Annotated in this window: 17 protein-coding genes and 2 tRNA genes; 8 read left to right on the top strand and 11 right to left on the bottom strand. The window is 57.7% G+C overall.

All coding sequences use genetic code 11. The features are described 5' to 3' along the window. The first annotated feature begins 170 nt into the window (after positions 1 to 170). From lldP to trmL, 5 genes are all read left to right on the top strand, one after another. A complete protein-coding gene (gene lldP / locus ACOTX1_RS20745) occupies positions 171 to 1,826 on the top strand; it encodes an L-lactate permease (RefSeq protein WP_003860175.1) in 1,656 nt (551 codons plus the stop codon). Further along, positions 1,823 to 2,596 (top strand): transcriptional regulator LldR, encoded by a 774-nt coding sequence (gene lldR / locus ACOTX1_RS20750; RefSeq protein WP_006808630.1) that lies wholly within the window; start codon positions 1,823 to 1,825, stop codon positions 2,594 to 2,596. Before lldP ends, lldR begins: the two co-directional genes overlap by 4 nt. Beyond that, positions 2,593 to 3,780, top strand: a complete 1,188-nt coding sequence (gene lldD, locus ACOTX1_RS20755; RefSeq protein ID WP_421766866.1) for an FMN-dependent L-lactate dehydrogenase LldD — start codon at positions 2,593 to 2,595, stop codon at positions 3,778 to 3,780. The genes lldR and lldD overlap by 4 nt, the downstream gene beginning before the upstream one ends. Positions 3,781 to 3,960: 180 nt before the next feature. Beyond that, positions 3,961 to 5,301 (top strand): MFS transporter, encoded by a 1,341-nt coding sequence (locus ACOTX1_RS20760; RefSeq protein ID WP_023315025.1) that lies wholly within the window; start codon positions 3,961 to 3,963, stop codon positions 5,299 to 5,301. A gap of 45 nt (positions 5,302 to 5,346) precedes the next feature. Continuing rightward, positions 5,347 to 5,820: a tRNA (uridine(34)/cytosine(34)/5-carboxymethylaminomethyluridine(34)-2'-O)-methyltransferase TrmL gene (gene trmL / locus ACOTX1_RS20765; RefSeq protein ID WP_022649772.1), complete on the top strand. Its 474-nt coding sequence runs from the start codon at positions 5,347 to 5,349 to the stop codon at positions 5,818 to 5,820. A gap of 38 nt (positions 5,821 to 5,858) precedes the next feature. On the opposite strand, the gene ilvC is transcribed toward trmL, so the two are convergent. Next, positions 5,859 to 7,334: a ketol-acid reductoisomerase gene (gene ilvC / locus ACOTX1_RS20770; RefSeq protein ID WP_006808634.1), complete on the bottom strand. Its 1,476-nt coding sequence runs from the start codon at positions 7,332 to 7,334 to the stop codon at positions 5,859 to 5,861. Between the two features lie 281 nt (positions 7,335 to 7,615). Between ilvC and ilvY the strand changes: the two genes are divergently transcribed. Continuing rightward, positions 7,616 to 8,506: an HTH-type transcriptional activator IlvY gene (gene ilvY / locus ACOTX1_RS20775; RefSeq protein WP_022652050.1), complete on the top strand. Its 891-nt coding sequence runs from the start codon at positions 7,616 to 7,618 to the stop codon at positions 8,504 to 8,506. Here ilvY and ilvA read toward each other — a convergent pair. From ilvA to ilvL, 7 genes are all read right to left on the bottom strand, one after another. Beyond that, positions 8,503 to 10,047, bottom strand: a complete 1,545-nt coding sequence (gene ilvA, locus ACOTX1_RS20780; RefSeq protein WP_023315026.1) for a threonine ammonia-lyase, biosynthetic — start codon at positions 10,045 to 10,047, stop codon at positions 8,503 to 8,505. The genes ilvY and ilvA overlap by 4 nt on opposite strands. Positions 10,048 to 10,049: 2 nt before the next feature. Beyond that, positions 10,050 to 11,900: a dihydroxy-acid dehydratase gene (gene ilvD / locus ACOTX1_RS20785; RefSeq protein ID WP_023315027.1), complete on the bottom strand. Its 1,851-nt coding sequence runs from the start codon at positions 11,898 to 11,900 to the stop codon at positions 10,050 to 10,052. 60 nt (positions 11,901 to 11,960) lie between these two features. Further along, positions 11,961 to 12,890: a branched-chain-amino-acid transaminase gene (ilvE, locus tag ACOTX1_RS20790; protein ID WP_003860182.1), complete on the bottom strand. Its 930-nt coding sequence runs from the start codon at positions 12,888 to 12,890 to the stop codon at positions 11,961 to 11,963. Positions 12,891 to 12,908: 18 nt separating this feature from the next. Continuing rightward, a complete protein-coding gene (gene ilvM, locus ACOTX1_RS20795; RefSeq protein ID WP_003860184.1) occupies positions 12,909 to 13,172 on the bottom strand; it encodes an acetolactate synthase 2 small subunit in 264 nt (87 codons plus the stop codon). Further along, on the bottom strand, positions 13,169 to 14,815 hold the full coding sequence (gene ilvG / locus ACOTX1_RS20800; protein ID WP_022652052.1) for an acetolactate synthase 2 catalytic subunit: 1,647 nt from the start codon (positions 14,813 to 14,815) through the stop codon (positions 13,169 to 13,171). The genes ilvM and ilvG overlap by 4 nt, the downstream gene beginning before the upstream one ends. Before the next feature lie 2 nt (positions 14,816 to 14,817). Continuing rightward, entirely contained in the window at positions 14,818 to 14,868 is a 51-nt protein-coding gene (gene ilvX / locus ACOTX1_RS20805) for a peptide IlvX (RefSeq protein ID WP_192930497.1), read from the bottom strand. Between the two features lie 86 nt (positions 14,869 to 14,954). Then, a complete protein-coding gene (ilvL, locus tag ACOTX1_RS20810; RefSeq protein WP_001311244.1) occupies positions 14,955 to 15,053 on the bottom strand; it encodes an ilv operon leader peptide in 99 nt (32 codons plus the stop codon). 341 nt (positions 15,054 to 15,394) lie between these two features. Between ilvL and ACOTX1_RS20815 the strand changes: the two genes are divergently transcribed. Next, positions 15,395 to 16,915 (top strand): YifB family Mg chelatase-like AAA ATPase, encoded by a 1,521-nt coding sequence (locus tag ACOTX1_RS20815; RefSeq protein WP_023315028.1) that lies wholly within the window; start codon positions 15,395 to 15,397, stop codon positions 16,913 to 16,915. A gap of 28 nt (positions 16,916 to 16,943) precedes the next feature. On the opposite strand, the gene ACOTX1_RS20820 is transcribed toward ACOTX1_RS20815, so the two are convergent. Beyond that, complete coding sequence (locus tag ACOTX1_RS20820) at positions 16,944 to 17,282, bottom strand: DUF413 domain-containing protein (protein ID WP_006808641.1); 339 nt, start codon at positions 17,280 to 17,282, stop codon at positions 16,944 to 16,946. A gap of 118 nt (positions 17,283 to 17,400) precedes the next feature. On the opposite strand from ACOTX1_RS20820, the gene hdfR reads away from it, so the two are divergent. Continuing rightward, positions 17,401 to 18,222, top strand: a complete 822-nt coding sequence (gene hdfR / locus ACOTX1_RS20825) for an HTH-type transcriptional regulator HdfR (protein WP_003860190.1) — start codon at positions 17,401 to 17,403, stop codon at positions 18,220 to 18,222. Positions 18,223 to 18,322: 100 nt separating this feature from the next. Here the strand turns inward: hdfR and ACOTX1_RS20830 are convergent. Further along, positions 18,323 to 18,398: transfer RNA gene (locus ACOTX1_RS20830), tRNA-Trp, on the bottom strand. Between the two features lie 52 nt (positions 18,399 to 18,450). Further along, positions 18,451 to 18,527: transfer RNA gene (locus ACOTX1_RS20835), tRNA-Asp, on the bottom strand. Positions 18,528 to 18,549 lie beyond the last annotated feature (22 nt).

The raw sequence follows: 18,549 nt of genomic DNA on the forward strand, positions 1-18,549 counted from the left end.
TTCGATGCTCCACTTCACAAAAGCATTGCTGAATAGCAACACTTGGTTAACCATTTATTGCCATTAACCCTACATCACAATATTGGAAGGACCACTTTTACACTAAGTGTGACGCTGAGATGAGCAGAGACTCACCCGACGAACACCTGTGTGGTCCTCAGGAGACCTGCATGAGCCTCTGGCAACAAAACTACGATCCGGCCGGGAATATCTGGCTGTCGAGCCTGATCGCATCGCTACCGATCCTGTTCTTCTTCTTTGCGCTGATAAAGCTCAAGCTGAAGGGCTACCTTGCCGCAACGTACACCGTTGCCATCGCCCTGCTGGTGGCGCTGTTCTTCTATAAAATGCCGGTCGATCGCGCGCTGGCCTCTGTGGTGTATGGTTTCTTCTACGGCCTGTGGCCGATTGCGTGGATCATCATCGCCGCTGTCTTTGTCTACAAAATCTCGGTGAAAACCGGGCAGTTCGACATTATTCGCTCGTCGATTCTCTCTATTACACCGGACCAGCGTTTACAGATGCTGATTGTCGGTTTCTCCTTCGGGGCGTTCCTTGAAGGGGCGGCAGGATTTGGCGCGCCGGTGGCGATCACCGCCGCTCTGCTGGTCGGGCTGGGCTTTAATCCGCTGTATGCCGCTGGCCTGTGCCTGATTGTGAACACCGCCCCGGTGGCGTTTGGCGCGATGGGCATTCCGATTCTGGTGGCGGGCCAGGTGACCGGGCTGGACAGCTTCGAGATCGGCCAGATGGTGGGCCGCCAGCTGCCGTTCCTGACCATTATCGTGCTGTTCTGGATCATGGCGATTATGGACGGCTGGCGCGGCGTGAAGGAGACCTGGCCTGCGGTGATGGTAGCGGGCGGTTCGTTCGCCATTGCCCAGTATCTCAGCTCCAACTTCCTCGGCCCGGAACTGCCGGACATCATCTCTTCCCTGGTGTCGCTGGTCTGTCTGACGCTGTTCCTGAAACGCTGGCAGCCGGTACGTATCTTCCGCTTTGCTGACATGGGCGCATCGCACGTGGATCAGACGCTGGCGCGCACCGGCTATACCGCCGGACAGATTGTGCGCGCGTGGTCACCGTTCCTGTTCCTGACCGCCACCGTGACGCTGTGGAGCATTCCGCCGTTTAAAGCCCTGTTCGCCCCGGGCGGCGCGCTGTACGACATGGTGATTAATATCTCCGTGCCGTTCCTCGACAAAATGGTCGCCCGTATGCCGCCGGTGGTGCACGACGCCACGCCGTATGCGGCAGTGTTTAAGTTCGACTGGTTCTCAGCCACCGGTACGGCCATCCTGTTTGCCGCTATCCTTTCCGTTGTGTGGCTGCGCATGAAGCCTGCCGCCGCGGTACAGACCTTTGCGGCGACGATTAAAGAGCTGATGCTGCCGATTTACTCCATCGGCATGGTGCTGGCGTTCGCGTTTATTTCGAATTACTCCGGCCTGTCGTCGACGCTGGCGTTAGCGCTGGCGCATACCGGCCACGCGTTTACCTTCTTCTCGCCGTTCCTCGGCTGGCTGGGGGTGTTCCTGACCGGTTCAGATACGTCATCTAACGCCCTGTTTGCTGCCCTACAGGCCACGGCCGCGCAGCAGATTGGCGTCTCGGACGTGCTGCTGGTCGCCGCGAACACCACCGGCGGCGTGACCGGGAAGATGATCTCACCGCAGTCCATCGCCATTGCCTGTGCTGCGGTGGGGCTGGTAGGCAAAGAGTCGGATCTGTTCCGCTTTACCGTTAAACACAGCCTGATATTTACCTGCATGGTGGGCGTGATCACCACATTGCAGGCCTATGTCTTAACCTGGATGATTCCATGATAGTGATGCCCAGACGCCTGTCCGACGAGATTGCCACTCGCGTACGGGCGCTGATAGAAGAACAACAGCTGGAAGCGGGCATGAGATTGCCCGCCGAGCGTCAGCTTGCCGCTCAGCTTGGCGTGTCGCGCAACTCACTGCGCGAGGCGCTGGCGACGCTGGTCAGCGAAGGGGTGCTGCTGAGCCGTCGCGGCGGCGGCACCTTCGTGCGCTGGCAGCATGACGACTGGTCCGAACAAAACATCGTGCAGCCGCTGAAGACGCTGATGGAAAACGACCCGGACTACAGCTTCGACATCCTCGAAGCGCGTCACGCCATCGAAACCAGCACCGCGTGGCACGCGGCGATGCGGGCAACCGACGCCGACAAAGAGAAGCTCAAAGCCTGTTTTGAAGCCACGCAAAGCAGCGACCCGGACATCGCCTCCCAGGCGGACGTGCGGTTCCATCTGGCGATTGCCGAGGCCTCGCACAACGTGGTGCTGCTGCAAACCATGCGCGGGTTCTTCGACCTGCTGCAATCCTCCGTGAAGCAGAGCCGCCAGCGCATGTATCTGGTGCCGCCGGTGTTTGCCCAGCTGACCGAACAGCACGAGGCGGTGCTCAACGCCATTCTGGCCGGAGATGCCGAGGCCGCGCGTAAGGCGATGATGGCGCATCTCGGCTTCGTGCATACCACCATTAAACGATTCGATGAAGATCAGGCCCGACAGGCGCGTATTACCCGTCTGCCTGGCGAGAGTGATATTTCCAGGGAGAACAAAGCATGATTATTTCAGCAGCCAGTGACTATCGCGCCGCGGCGCAGCGCATTTTGCCCCTGTTCCTGTTCCACTATATCGACGGCGGGGCCTATGCCGAATATACCCTGCGCCGTAACGTGGAGGATCTGTCGGAAGTGGCCCTGCGCCAGCGCGTGCTGAAAAATATGTCTGACCTGAGCCTTGAGACGAAGCTGTTTAACGAGACGCTCTCCATGCCGGTAGCGCTCGCACCTGTCGGTTTATGTGGCATGTATGCCCGTCGCGGTGAAGTGCAGGCCGCCGCCGCCGCAGATGCCAAAGGCATTCCGTTTACCCTTTCCACCGTGTCCGTCTGCCCGATTGAAGAAGTCGCCCCGACCATCAAGCGCCCGATGTGGTTCCAGCTGTACGTCCTGCGCGATCGCGGTTTTATGCGCAACGCGCTGGAGCGCGCCAAAGCGGCGGGCTGCTCAACCCTGGTCTTTACCGTCGACATGCCGACCCCCGGCGCGCGCTACCGCGACGCCCACTCCGGCATGAGCGGCCCTAACGCGGCCCTGCGCCGTTACTGGCAGGCGGTGACGCACCCGCAGTGGGCGTGGGATGTCGGGTTGAACGGCCGTCCGCACGATCTGGGCAATATTTCGGCCTACCTGGGTAAACCGACCGGGCTGGAGGACTACATTGGCTGGCTGGCGAACAATTTCGATCCGTCGATCTCCTGGAAAGACCTGGAGTGGATCCGCGAATTCTGGGACGGCCCGATGGTGATCAAAGGGATCCTCGACCCGGAAGATGCCCGCGACGCGGTGCGTTTTGGCGCCGATGGGATCGTGGTCTCTAACCATGGTGGCCGCCAGCTTGATGGGGTGCTCTCCTCCGCCCGCGCCCTGCCGGCCATTGCCGATGCGGTGAAAGGCGATATTGCGATCCTGGCCGATAGCGGCATCCGTAACGGGCTGGACGTGGTGCGCATGATTGCGCTCGGCGCCGACAGCGTGCTGCTGGGCCGTGCTTACCTGTACGCGCTGGCCACCAGCGGCCAGGCGGGCGTGGCGAATCTGCTGAACCTGATCGAGAAAGAGATGAAAGTAGCGATGACCCTGACCGGGGCGAAGTCGATTAGCGAAATCAGCAAAGACTCTCTGGTGCAGGAGCTCAGTAAGCTGCCTGCGGCGCTGGCCCCTCTTTCCCAAGGAAACGCGGCCTGATCTTCCCCGGTTAGCCTCCCCTTCTTCCGCGCCCGACTTTCCCCTCGGGCGCTTTTTTTGTCGAAAATAACACCTGCGTAACATTCTTGATAAGAAAATTTGACACACCCCGCCCCTCCGCAATTGTATAGACAAGCAAATACAAGAACACAAAAACAACATCACATCGGAGGGGAACGTATGACGTATTCAGGTCGGGTGGATATTCAGCAGGTGATCGATGAAAGTCCTTTTTCAGGGTTTCACTGGCTTCTTATTGTGCTGGGCTTTCTGGTGCTGGCGATCGATGGGTTTGATACCGCAGCGATGGGTTACATTGCGCCTACGCTGTCGACGGAGTGGGGAATACATAAACAGGATCTGGGGCCGGTGCTGAGTGCGGCGCTGCTGGGGCTGTCGCTGGGAGCCCTGATTGCAGGTCCGGTATCGGACCGGATGGGACGCAAGCGCGTGCTGGTCTTTTCGTGTCTCTTCTTCGGCCTGGCGAGCCTGGGCACGGCCTGGGCGCAAAGTCTGAATACCCTGACGCTATGGCGATTTCTGACCGGTCTCGGGCTGGGCGCCGCGATGCCTAACGCCATCACGCTGATCTCAGAGTTTGCCCCCCAGCGCTGCCGCGCCATGGCAATTAACACCATGTACTGCGGCTTTCCGCTGGGTGCGGCGGGCGGCGGGGCGATCTCGTCCTGGCTTATCCCTCACCATGGCTGGCGAAGCGTGCTGCTGACCGGCGCGATTGCGCCGCTGATTTTAACGGTGCTGCTGGCGCTGCTGTTGCCGGAGTCGGTGAAGTTTCTGGTGCAGCGCGGGAAAGACGTCGCCCAGGTTCGCCGCATCGCCAGCCGGTTCGCCCGCAGCACGCTGGATAGCGTCACGGGCTTTTTCCTGACAGAGGAGAAAGTCGCGTCGAAAAAAGGCAGCGTGTCGCAGCTGTTTTCCATGCCCTGGCTGCCCGGCACCCTGATGCTGTGGGTCACCTACTTTATGGGACTGGTGATTTATTACGTCCTGCTGAGCTGGATGCCGACGCTGATGCAGGGGATGGGGTATGCGCTGGCGGAATCCGCCTGGCTCACCTCGCTGTTCACCTTCGGCGGCACCGCTGGCATTTTGCTCGCGGGCTGGATGATGGATCGCTGGGAAGCGCACAAGGTGGTCGCGTGTGGTTTCGTGCTGACGATGGGCCTGATTCTTTTACTCGGCATTGAGCATAACCATATCGCCCTGTTTGGCGGGTTAATTTTCCTGATGGGGATCGCGATGAACGGCGCGCAGTCGGGCATGCAGACCCTGGCCGCCACCTTTTACCCTACCGAGTGCCGCGCGACGGGTATCGCCTGGATGCAGGGGATCGGCCGCTTCGGCGGCGTGGCGGGCACCATGACCAGCGCCCAGCTTCTTTCCATGCAGTGGCAGGCAGACAGTATTTTAATGATCCTCAGCGTGCCTGCTCTCGTGGCCGCGGCGGCAACCGTCTACAAAATGCTGTATAGCCGCGCGCAGGAGCCGGGCGTCGCCTAGTCCCTCTCTTTTCTGCTATTCTGCCCCCGCAATTAAGGGGGCAGCATGCTTAACATCGTCTTATTCGAACCAGAAATTCCGCCGAACACCGGCAATATTATCCGCCTGTGCGCCAACACCGGTTTTCGTCTGCACATCATTGAACCGATGGGCTTTACGTGGGACGACAAACGTCTGCGCCGCGCGGGGCTGGACTACCATGAGTTTACTGCCGTCGTTCGTCATCACGATTACGCCGCGTTTCTGGACGCAGAGAAGCCGCAGCGCATGTTCGCCCTGACCACCAAAGGCACGCCAGCACACAGCGCCGTAAGCTATCAGGACGGGGATTATCTGATGTTTGGTCCGGAAACCCGCGGCCTGCCGGCCACCATTCTGGATGCCCTGCCAGCCGAGCAGAAAATTCGTATTCCGATGATGCCGGACAGCCGCAGCATGAACCTGTCGAATGCGGTGTCGGTGGTGGTGTATGAGGCGTGGCGCCAGCTGGGTTATCCCGGCGCGATACTGCGTAGCTAAAACAGTTCGGGTGGCTTGCGCCACCCGATTCATCGTGTTTAGCCTGCTACCGCGATACGTTTCATATCGGTCATGTAGCCACGCAGTTTCTGGCCCACTTTCTCGATTTCGTGGCTGCGAATCGCTTCGTTAACGTCACGCAGCTGCGCGTTATCAACCGCACCTTCCGCAATCGCCTGGCCCAGATCGCCCGCTTGCAGGGTGGTCATGAACTCTTTCAGCAGCGGTACGCAGGCGTAAGAGAACAGGTAGTTACCGTACTCGGCGGTATCGGAGATCACCACGTTCATCTCATACAGACGCTTACGGGCGATGGTGTTTGCGATCAGCGGCAGCTCGTGCAGCGATTCGTAGTACGCAGACTCTTCAATGATGCCGGAATCCACCATGGTTTCGAACGCCAGCTCAACGCCTGCTTTCACCATCGCAATCATCAGGACGCCTTTATCGAAGTACTCCTGCTCGGTGATCTTGCCGTCGTACTGTGGTGCGGTTTCGAACGCGGTTTTACCGGTCTCTTCACGCCAGGTCAGCAGTTTCTTATCGTCGTTCGCCCAGTCTGCCATCATGCCGGAGGAGAACTCGCCGGAGATGATGTCGTCCATATGTTTCTGGAACAGTGGCGCCATGATGGTTTTCAGCTGTTCAGAGAGTGCGAACGCGCGCAGTTTTGCCGGGTTGGACAGACGGTCCATCATCAGCGTAATGCCGCCCTGCTTCAGCGCTTCGGTGATGGTTTCCCAGCCGAACTGAATCAGTTTTTCCGCGTATGCCGGGTCGGTGCCTTCTTCCACCAGCTTGTCGAAGCACAGCAGAGAGCCAGCCTGGAGCATGCCGCACAGGATAGTCTGCTCGCCCATCAGGTCAGATTTCACTTCCGCAACGAAGGAAGATTCCAGTACGCCCGCACGATGGCCGCCGGTGGCCGCTGCCCAGGCTTTGGCAATCGCCATGCCTTCGCCTTTCGGATCGTTTTCCGGGTGAACGGCGATCAGCGTCGGTACGCCGAAGCCACGCTTGTACTCTTCACGCACTTCGGTGCCCGGGCACTTCGGTGCCACCATCACCACGGTGATGTCTTTACGGATCTGCTCGCCCACTTCAACGATGTTGAAGCCGTGGGAGTAACCCAGCGCGGCGCCGTCTTTCATCAGCGGCTGTACGGAACGCACAACGTCAGAGTGCTGCTTGTCCGGCGTCAGGTTCACCACCAGATCCGCCTGCGGGATCAGCTCTTCGTAGGTGCCCACTTTGAAGCCGTTTTCGGTCGCTTTACGCCATGAAGCGCGCTTCTCGGCAATCGCTTCTTTGCGCAGGGCGTAGGAGATATCCAGCCCGGAGTCACGCATGTTCAGGCCCTGGTTCAGACCCTGTGCGCCACAGCCGACAATGACCACTTTTTTACCCTGAAGGTAGCTCGCGCCATCAGCAAATTCATCGCGCGCCATGAAGCGGCATTTGCCCAGCTGCGCCAGCTGCTGGCGCAAGTTCAGTGTATTAAAGTAGTTAGCCATGGGTGATACCTCGTGATGTTGTGTTGTTTATTACTCTATGGATTTCACGTTTTAGGAAGGCGTCAAGTCTGCGAACCCCCAGGAGCTTACTCTGGTAAGTGACTGGGGTGAGTTGACGCAGACAACACACCTACAACGTGAAAGACGACGAGTAATTTATTGTTCGGTTCGCCTTTCAGCGACAATGTACCCACATTACAACAGAAAATTTATTGCGGAAATTGATATATTCACAACGTCACATTGCAATTTATGCAATGTAAAAAGAGGGAGTGGAATCGGTGGATTTACGCGATCTGAAAATGTTCCTGCACCTGGCGGAAAGCCGTCACTTTGGCCGCAGCGCCCGGGCGATGCACGTCAGCCCCTCCACGCTGTCGCGCCAGATCCAGCGCCTTGAGGAAGACCTCGGCCAGCCGTTGTTCGTGCGCGATAACCGCACCGTCACCCTCACAGAAGCCGGTGAAGAGCTGCGCATCTTTGCCCAGCAAACCTTGTTGCAGTACCAGCAGCTGCGGCACACCATCGACCAGCAGGGGCCGTCGCTTTCCGGCGAGCTGCATATTTTCTGTTCCGTGACCGCTGCCTACAGCCATCTTCCCCCCATTCTTGACCGCTTCCGCGCGGAACATCCGTCGGTTGAAATTAAGCTCACCACCGGCGATGCCGCCGACGCGATGGAAAAAGTGGTCACGGGCGAAGCGGATCTGGCGATTGCCGGGAAGCCGGAAACCCTGCCGGGCGCGGTAGCGTTCTCGATGCTGGAGAATCTGGCGGTGGTGCTGATTGCCCCGGCGCTGCCCTGCCCGGTGCGTAACCAGGTCTCGGTAGAAAAACCGGACTGGTCGACGGTGCCGTTTATCATGGCCGATCAGGGGCCGGTGCGCCGCCGCATCGAGCTGTGGTTCCGCCGTCAGAAAATCAGCAACCCGTCGATTTACGCCACCGTCAGCGGCCATGAGGCGATGGTGTCGATGGTGGCGCTTGGCTGCGGCGTGGCGCTGCTGCCGGAAGTGGTGCTGGAAAACAGCCCGGAACCGGTGCGCAACCGCGTGATGATTCTGGAGCGCAGCGACGAGAAGACGCCGTTTGAGCTGGGCGTGTGCGCACAAAAAAAGCGGCTGCATGAGCCGCTTATTGATGCGTTCTGGACGATATTGCCGAACCACTAGCCAGCCAGAAAGAACCTGAAAGCCGGGTTATGGGTTTCGTCATGACATTCATAGCCCAGTTCGTTCAGCCGCGTTTCGAAATCCGGCTCGTGCTCGCCCAGCTCGAACGCCGCCAGCACGCGGCCATAGTCGGTGCCGTGGCTGCGGTAGTGGAACAGAGAGATGTTCCAGTGCGTGCCCAGCGTGTGCAGGAACTTGAGCAGCGCGCCCGGCGATTCCGGGAACTCGAAGCTGAACAGACGTTCTCTCAGCGGCTTGGAAGGACGGCCGCCGACCATGTAACGCACGTGCAGCTTAGCCATTTCGTCGTCGGAGAGATCGACCACGCTGTAGCCGCCTTCATGCAGCAGGCTGAGGATCTCTTTACGCTCCTCCACGCCACGGCTCAGACGCACGCCGACAAAAATGCAGGCATCTTTCGCATCGGCAAAACGGTAGTTGAACTCCGTTACCGAACGACCGCCCAGCAGCTGGCAGAACTTGAGGAAGCTGCCCTTCTCTTCCGGAATCGTCACCGCCAGCAGCGCTTCACGCTGTTCGCCCAGCTCGCAGCGCTCGGAAACGTAGCGCAGGCCGTGGAAGTTCACGTTCGCACCAGAGAGCACGTGCGCCAGACGTTCGCCGCGAATGTTGTGCTGGGCGATGTATTTCTTCATCCCCGCCAGCGCCAGCGCGCCGGACGGTTCCGCCACCGCACGCACGTCTTCGAACAGATCTTTCATCGCCGCGCAGATAGCGTCGCTGTCGACGGTGACGATATCGTCGAGATACTCCTGGCACAGGCGGAACGTTTCGTCGCCAATGCGCTTCACCGCCACGCCCTCGGCAAACAGCCCGACGCGCGGCAGATCCACAGGATGCCCGGCATCCAGCGCCGCTTTTAGGCAGGCGGAGTCTTCCGCTTCCACGGCAATGACTTTGATCTGCGGCATGAGCTGTTTGATCAGCACCGCCACACCAGCGGCTAAGCCGCCGCCGCCCACCGGGACGAAAACGCGGTCGAGATGGGCGTCCTGCTGCAACAGCTCCAGCGCCAGCGTACCCTGCCCGGCAATCACCATCGGGTGGTCGAACGGCGGCACCCAGGTGAACCCCTGCTGCTGCGCCAGCTCAATCGCTTTGGCTTTGGCTTCGTCAAAGTTAGCCCCGTGGAGCAAGACTTCTCCGCCGAAACCGCGCACCGCGTCGACCTTGATGTCTGCGGTAGCAACCGGCATCACGATCAGCGCCTTCAGCCCCAGACGCGCCGAGGAAAACGCCACGCCCTGCGCGTGGTTGCCCGCCGACGCGGTAATCACCCCGCGCGCTTTCTGCTCGTCCGTCAGCCCGGCCATCATCGCGTAGGCTCCGCGCAGCTTGAAGCTGTGCACCGGCTGCCTGTCTTCACGCTTCACCAGAATGACGTTGTCGAGGCGCGAGGAGAGTTTTTCCATTTTTTGCAGGGGCGTGACCTGCACGGCTTCATAGACCGGCGCGCGTAGCACCGCTCTCAGGTATTCCGCCCCCTCAGGGGCGGCGGATAAGGGTTGTGACTCGGCCATCGTTAGCCCCCCAGTTTAGATTTATCGCGCACCGCGCCTTTATCTGCACTGGTTGCAAGGCTCGCGTAGGCGCGCAGGGCGAAGGAGACTTCGCGCTGGCGATCTTTCGGCTTCCAGGCTTTGTCGCCGCGGGCTTCCTGCGCTTCACGACGGGCCGCAATCTCCTGGTCACTCAGCTTCAGCTGAATGCCGCGGTTCGGAATGTCGATTTCGATCAGGTCGCCATCTTCGATGATCGCGATATTGCCGCCGCTTGCCGCTTCTGGCGAGACGTGGCCAATGGAGAGGCCTGACGTGCCGCCAGAGAAACGACCATCGGTGATCAGCGCGCAGGCTTTGCCGAGGCCCATCGATTTCAGGAAGGTGGTCGGGTAGAGCATCTCCTGCATGCCCGGACCGCCTTTCGGCCCTTCGTAGCGAATGACCACCACGTCGCCTTCCACCACTTTGCCGCCGAGGATAGCGTCTACCGCTTCGTCCTGGCTTTCATACACTTTTGCCGGGCCGGTAAATTTCAGGATGCTGTCGTCCACGCCTGCGGTTTTCACAATGCAGCCATTTTCTGCGAAGTTACCGTACAGCACGGCCAAACCGCCGTCTTTGCTGTAGGCATGTTCCAGCGAGCGAATGCAGCCTTCGGCGCGATCGTCATCCAGCGTGTCCCAGCGGCAATCCTGCGAGAACGCCTGGGTGGTACGGATGCCCGCCGGACCGGCGCGATACATGTTTTTCACCGCGTCGTCTTTGGTCAGCATCACGTCGTACTGCTCCAGCGACTCCGGCAGCGTCAGGCCGAGCACGTTTTTCACGTCGCGGTTCAGCAGCCCGGCGCGATCCAGCTCGCCGAGAATACCAATCACGCCACCCGCACGGTGGACATCTTCCATGTGGTACTTCTGGGTACTCGGCGCGACTTTACACAGCTGCGGCACTTTGCGGGAGAGCTTGTCGATGTCGCTCATGGTGAAGTCGATTTCAGCTTCCTGCGCGGCGGCCAGCAGGTGCAGAACGGTGTTGGTGGAGCCGCCCATGGCGATATCCAGCGTCATGGCGTTTTCGAACGCCGCTTTACTGGCGATGTTGCGCGGCAGCGCGCTGGCATCGTCCTGCTCGTAGTAGCGTTTGGTCAGCTCAACGATGCGCTTGCCCGCGTTAAGGAACAGCTGTTTACGGTCGGCGTGGGTCGCCAGCAGCGAGCCGTTGCCCGGCTGAGAAAGGCCCAGCGCTTCGGTCAGGCAGTTCATGGAGTTGGCGGTGAACATCCCGGAACAGGAGCCGCAGGTCGGGCACGCGGAGCGTTCCACCTGGTCGCTCTGCTCGTCAGAGACTTTCGGGTCCGCGCCCTGGATCATCGCATCGACCAGGTCGAGCTTGATGATTTTGTCGGAGAGCTTGGTTTTCCCCGCTTCCATTGGGCCACCAGAGACGAAGATCACCGGAATGTTCAGGCGCAGGGAAGCCATCAGCATCCCCGGGGTGATTTTGTCGCAGTTGGAGATACAGACCATCGCATCGGCGCAGTGGGCATTAACCATGTACTCCACCGAGTCGGCGATCAGCTCGCGCGACGGCAGTGAATAGAGCATCCCCCCGTGGCCCATTGCGATACCGTCATCCACCGCAATGGTGTTGAACTCTTTCGCCACGCCGCCGGAGGCTTCGATTTGCTCGGCAACCAGCTTACCGAGATCGCGCAGGTGCACGTGGCCCGGTACAAACTGGGTGAAGGAGTTCACCACGGCGATAATTGGCTTGCCGAAATCGGCGTCGGTCATTCCGGTGGCGCGCCACAGCGCGCGGGCACCCGCCATATTACGGCCGTGGGTGGTGGTGGCTGAACGATACTTAGGCATGCTTTATTTACTCCCGTCTGACTATTTAATGGGACGGTGCGTGCCGTCCCAAATTTATATTTAGTGATTAACCTGATCCAACCAGCCGTATTTATCTTCTGTCTCGCCGGTGAAGAGGCCAAAGAACGCTTGCTGAATGCGTTTGGTCACCGGGCCACAGCGGCCTTCGCCCACCTGAATGCCATCGACGCTACGCACCGGCGTAATTTCAGCCGCGGTACCGGACATAAACACTTCGTCAGCCAGGTACAGGGATTCGCGGGACAGCACCTGCTCGCGCACTTCGATACCCAGATCTTTTGCCAGCTTGATGATGGCGTCACGGGTGATGCCTGGCAGCGCGGACGAGGTAAACGGCGGGGTGAACAGAATGCCGTCTTTTACTTCAAACAGGTTTTCGCCCGCACCTTCGGAGATGTAGCCATTCACATCCAGCGCGATACCTTCCTGGTAACCGTGACGGCGCGCTTCGCTGCCGACCAGCAGTGAGGACAGGTAGTTACCGCCCGCTTTAGCCGCAGTCGGGATAGTGTTTGGCGCCACGCGGTTCCAGGAAGAAACCATTGCGTCGATCCCCTGATCCAGTGCTTCCGCGCCCAGGTAGGCGCCCCACGGGAACGCAGCAATAATCACATCGGTGTTATAGCCAGCGGGCGGGTTGACGCCCATGCCGACATCACCCACGAAGACCAGCGGACGAATATAGGCGCTGGTCAGTTTGTTCTGGCGAATCACCTCGCGGCAGGCTTCCATCAACTCATCAACGCTTTGGGAGACCGGGAAACGATAAATTTTGGCTGAGTCATGCAGACGCTGCATGTGTTCACGGTGGCGGAACACCACTGGTCCTTTGTGAGAGTCGTAGCAACGGATCCCTTCAAACACGGAGGTGCCGTAGTGCAGCGCGTGGGACATCACGTGAACTTTCGCGTCTTCCCAGCGAACCATCTCACCATTGAACCAAATGTAATCAGCTTTTTTTGTCGTCATTTTTTCGTCCTGTCACGCTTAAGCGCGGATTTGTTGTGATGTGGTTGTGCTCTGGCAGATGGCAACATGGGCAACGTCTACCAGTTTTGATAACTGACTAAACAGTAAGTCGACCGGCCGCGGGCTGGCAACGGTTAATTCGATACTGATGTTTTGCGCGTCGGTGGCCGTTTCCATATTCATAGAGCAAATCTGAAAACCACGATGACGCACCACACGCAAAACGCGTTCTAACGTTTCCGGGTTGAAGCGAGCCTGCACGGCGACCTGATGTTGCATCATGATAATTTCTCCAGCATTTGTGAGTTACTGGCACCGGGCGGTACCAACGGCCAGACGTTCTCAAGCTCATCGATTGAGACATGAAGCAGGTATGGCCCTTCGCTTGACAGCATGGTGTCGAGTGCCGCTTCAACCTGGTCTTTACGGGTGATGTGCTGGCCAGGAATGCCGAAGGCGCTGGCCAGGGTGAGGAAATCGGGGTTATCGGTCAGGGTGGTTTCACTGTAACGTTCCTGGAAGAACAGCTGTTGCCACTGGCGAACCATCCCTAAACGCTGGTTATCGAGCAACACGATCTTCAACGGTAACTGCTTGCGCTTCACGGTGCCGAGCTCCTGAACGTTCATCATGAAGGAGCCGTCACCGGAGATACAGATAACGGTATCGTTCGGGCGGGCAACCTGTGCACCAACGGCGGCTGGCAGACCGAAGCCCATCGTCCCTAACCCGCTGGACGTGATGAAGTTTTCCGGACGGGTGTAGGTCATGTGCTGGGCAGACCACATCTGATGCTGGCCGACATCGGTCGTCACCACGCTGTCGGCGGGCTTACGGTCGGACAACTGCTTCAACAGCAGCGGCGCGTAGATGGCCTCGCCGGGGTGGTCGTAACGCCAGGCGTGTTCAGCGCGCATATCGGCGGTGTGCTGACGCCATGGGTTAATATCCAGCGGCTGCTCCAGGGCCGGTAACAGCGCGTTAAGATCGCCCTGCAACGCGACATGCGCCTGACGCAGTTTGTTCATCTCCGCCGGGTCGATGTCCATATGGATCACTTTGGCGTTTGGCGCGAAGGTGTTCAGCTTGCCGGTGACGCGGTCGTCAAAACGGGCGCCGACGGCGATGAGCAGGTCACACTCCTGCACCGCCAGGTTTGCCGCTTTGGTACCATGCATCCCCAGCATGCCCAGATAGTAGGGGTAATCAGCATCTACCGCACCCAACCCTTTCAGCGTGCAGGTGGCAGGCATTTGCGTTGCCGCGATAAATTCGCGCAGTGCAGGAACCGCCTGCGCCATACCTACGCCACCACCAACGTACAGCATCGGTTGTTTGGCCTGCGCTATCATCTGACGCGCCTCTTCCACCTCTGCATGCGGGAATGCATCATCGCTTTTCACGGTAGAGAAATGCGGTTCCAGATCGCCGAGTGCAACCTGGATATCTTTCGGGATATCAACCAGAACCGGGCCAGGACGGCCAGAGCTGGCAACCTCGAACGCTTCGGCCATCACCCGCGGCAGCTCTTCGAGAGACTGAACGAGGAAGCTGTGTTTGGTGCAGGCCAGCGATAAACCGAGCACATCCACTTCCTGGAAGGCATCGGTGCCGATGAACGGAGAGGCAACCTGTCCGGTGATGGCAACAACGGGAACAGAATCCAGCAGTGCATCAGCAAGACCGGTGATCAGGTTCGTTGCGCCCGGACCTGAGGTCGCCATACAGACACCGGTTTTACCGGTGGCACGGGCATAACCGATGGCGGCCATCGCTGCGCCCTGCTCGTGTCGGCACAACAGGTGCTCCACGCCGCCGTCATACAGTGCATCGTAAATCGGCATAATTGCGCCACCCGGATAACCGAATACTGTCTCGACTCCCTGCGCGCGCAACGCATGTACTACCCACTGTGCCCCATTCATAGTTAGTTCCCCGTCATAAATCGGGAGAAACAGAATTTTGTGCTACTTGTCATTCTCTGCTCCTCATTTACGTTTTTTAGTCATAAAAAAACCCCCGGACCTTTCGGTGCGGGGGTCTTAGTTCGTTAAGGCTTGATTTCTAAGCCTTTCCTCGTCCAAGTGCAGCCCCGCACGGTGGGATAATAATCACCACCACGCTAATCACGACCAGGCTAATCACTCGTAGAAGGGCTGTCATTTTCAGTTCTTTTTGCATCTTGTTCGAAGGAATACCTAAAGAGTTACCACAGATATTTCATCTGACACAAGATTTTTTTATGACCTATTTCTGTAGCAGGCGAACTATTTCTTTCAAAATCGTTGTTTTATATAGGGAAAAAATAGAAATGAAGATTTTTCATTTTTTTTGTCCTGTTTCATCAGGCAAGGCGCGCATGATTCCTTTTCTGCGAGGCCGATTCCACCGACATGTAATGATTACATTTAGGCGCTAAAAGGCTGGAACGAGCGCCGTAATTCAGTGAATTAGCGCTAAACAGGAAAAAATGATGCTGGCATAGTCACCGCCAAGGAGGGCTTATGTCACTGTCAGTTGTTTATACACGCGCGGCCATCGGCGTGAAGGCACCGCTTATTTCTGTAGAGGTTCATTTAAGTAATGGACTGCCCGGACTGACGCTGGTCGGCTTACCAGAAACGACCGTTAAAGAGGCGAGGGATCGCGTGCGCAGCGCAATTATTAATAGCGGTTATGCTTTTCCGGCGAAGAAGATCACCATCAACCTTGCGCCCGCCGATTTGCCAAAGGAGGGAGGGCGATATGATTTACCTATTGCTATAGCGCTTCTCGCGGCTTCTGAACAGCTCAATACGCCAGGGCTAAGCTCGTGCGAGTTCGTGGGTGAATTAGCGCTTACAGGCGCGTTAAGAGGCGTTCCCGGAGCAATCTCGGGTGCGCTTGAAGCCATACGCGCGGGAAGACAAATCATTGTGGCCAATGAAAATGCCTCTGAAGTAAGCCTTATCGCCGAAAAGGGGTGTCTTGTCGCGGGACATTTGCAGGAGGTTTGCGCCTGGCTGGAAGGCCGACACGAGCTTGCCGAGCCGCAGGAGAATGACGAGGTAGCGCCAGATTCGCCCGAGGATCTCAGCGATATTATGGGTCAGGAACAGGGTAAACGGGCGTTAGAGATAACGGCCGCGGGTGGGCATAACCTGTTACTGATAGGTCCGCCAGGCACGGGGAAAACGATGCTGGCGAGCAGATTGAACGGCCTGTTGCCACCCCTCAATAATCACGAAGCGCTGGAAAGCGCCGCGATATTTAGCCTGGTCAGTTCTACGTCGCTGCATAAACAGTGGCGCCGCCGTCCTTTCCGCTCTCCACACCACAGTGCGTCTCTTACCGCGATGGTGGGCGGGGGTTCGATCCCCGGGCCGGGTGAAATCTCACTGGCGCACAACGGCATTCTGTTTCTGGATGAATTGCCAGAGTTTGAACGCCGCGTGCTGGATGCATTGCGGGAGCCGATTGAATCCGGCGAAATCCATTTGTCTCGTACACGGGCCAAAATAAGCTACCCTGCGCAGTTTCAGCTGGTCGCCGCGATGAACCCTAGCCCTACGGGTCATTATCAGGGCAATCATAACCGCTGTACGCCGGAGCAGACACTGCGCTATCTGAGTAAGCTGTCCGGCCCCTTCCTCGACCGTTTTGATTTATCTCTCGAGATCCCCCTGCCACCGCCCGGTCTGCTGAGGCAAACCGGTATTAAGGGCGAAAGCTCAGCAACTGTGCGTGAACGGGTTATTGCGGCGCAGGCGCGGCAGTATGTTCGTCAGAACAGGCTGAATGCCCGGCTGGATAACAGCGGGATCCGACAGTTTTGTTCTCTCAACGCTGAAGATGCAGGCTGGCTGGAAGAGACACTGACGCGGTTTGGGCTATCCATTCGCGCGTGGCAGCGTTTATTGAAAGTTGCGCGCACGGTCGCCGACGTGGAGGGCTGCCCCGGAATAGAGAGGCGGCATTTGCAGGAGGCATTAAGTTACCGTGCGATCGATCGGCTGCTGTTGCATCTGCAAAAAATGCTGGCGTAAAAAAAAGGGGCCGTAGCCCCTTCTCTTCTTAATCGTCAGACTCGGTGTAGTCTTCTGCACCTTCCATCTGCGGCTTGCCGCCAGACAGCGTATGGAAACGCTTAGGACGCTTAATGCGAGCCATATACTTGATCCATACACGTTCTGCATCAGATTGCGGCTCACGCTCACCACGGCAAACAGAGACAAACTGTTTTTCATCTTCGGTTGCCGGTTCACGTTTACCCAGATCCAGCTCGTTAAAGGCATAACCATGGCGCTCAAGAAGTTGAGCTTCTTTGATAGTGAAATCGCCGTGACGAGAGAACCCGCGCGGATAATGTTTATTGTCGAAAAAACGATTAGTCGTCGTAAAGCTTTCCGCCATCCTACACGCTCCTAATTCTTTGGCCGAGCTATTTATGGCGCGGAGTATTAGTTACGCTTGACAGAGTGTAAAACAAAACATTTAAATCATAACGACAAATAATTTTGCGGAGAAAGATGTGGATACGGAATTGCTAAAAACTTTCCTCGAAGTGAGCAGAACGCGACACTTTGGGCGAGCAGCTGAAGCCCTCTACCTGACGCAGTCAGCAGTCAGTTTTCGTATTCGACAGCTGGAAAATCAACTGGGTGTGAACCTTTTTACCCGCCATCGCAACAATATTCGTTTAACCCCGGCCGGTGAAAAGCTATTGCCTTATGCAGAAACCCTGATGAATACCTGGCAGGCAGCGCGGAAGGAGGTTGCGCACACCTCCCGGCATAATGAATTCTCGATCGGTGCCAGCGCTTCACTATGGGAATGCATGCTCAGCCAGTGGCTTATGCGGCTATATCGCTCACACAACCATCTGCAATTTGAGGCGAGGATTGCGCAACGCCAGTCGCTGGTTAAGCAACTCCACGAGCGGCAGCTTGATCTCCTGATCACCACAGAAGCGCCCAAGATGGACGAATTTAGCAGCCAGATTGTTGGACAGTTTAGCCTGGCGCTCTATGCATCCGAGCCTGCAATGATGAAGGCCGACCTGAATTATTTACGCCTGGAATGGGGGCCTGATTTTCAGCAGCACGAGACGGGTTTAATTGCCAGCGATGATATCCCGCAACTCACGACAAGCTCTGCGGAGATCGCATGCCAGCATCTTCCCGCATTGAAAGGCTGTACATGGTTACCTGTTCGCTGGGCGGATAATAAACCCGCACTCCATGTTGTCACCGATTCGACAACTCTCTCCAGGCCGCTGTATGCCATTTGGCTGCAAAATAGCGATAAGCAGTCGCAGATAAAAGATCTGTTAAAAACCAGCATACTGGATTAACGCAAAAGCCTGCGGAAACGCAGGCTGCTTATTCTTCAGGAAGGTGTTGAGCTGTTTTGCAGGCAAAAAAAAATCCTTTGCCGAAGCAAAGGATTCTATATGGCAGGGGCGGAGAGACTCGAACTCGCGACACCCGGTTTTGGAGACCGGTGCTCTACCAACTGAGCTACGCCCCTAAAGTTTTTGCCATTAAGCCTGCCGAAAAGGCAGGCTTAATGTCTTAATAAGTGGCGGAACGGACGGGACTCGAACCCGCGACCCCCTGCGTGACAGGCAGGTATTCTAACCGACTGAACTACCGCTCCACCGAATACTTCTGTAACCACC

Source organism: Enterobacter cloacae complex sp. IR5401 (assembly GCF_049238425.1).
In the GTDB taxonomy this organism is placed as follows: domain Bacteria; phylum Pseudomonadota; class Gammaproteobacteria; order Enterobacterales; family Enterobacteriaceae; genus Enterobacter; species Enterobacter hormaechei_C.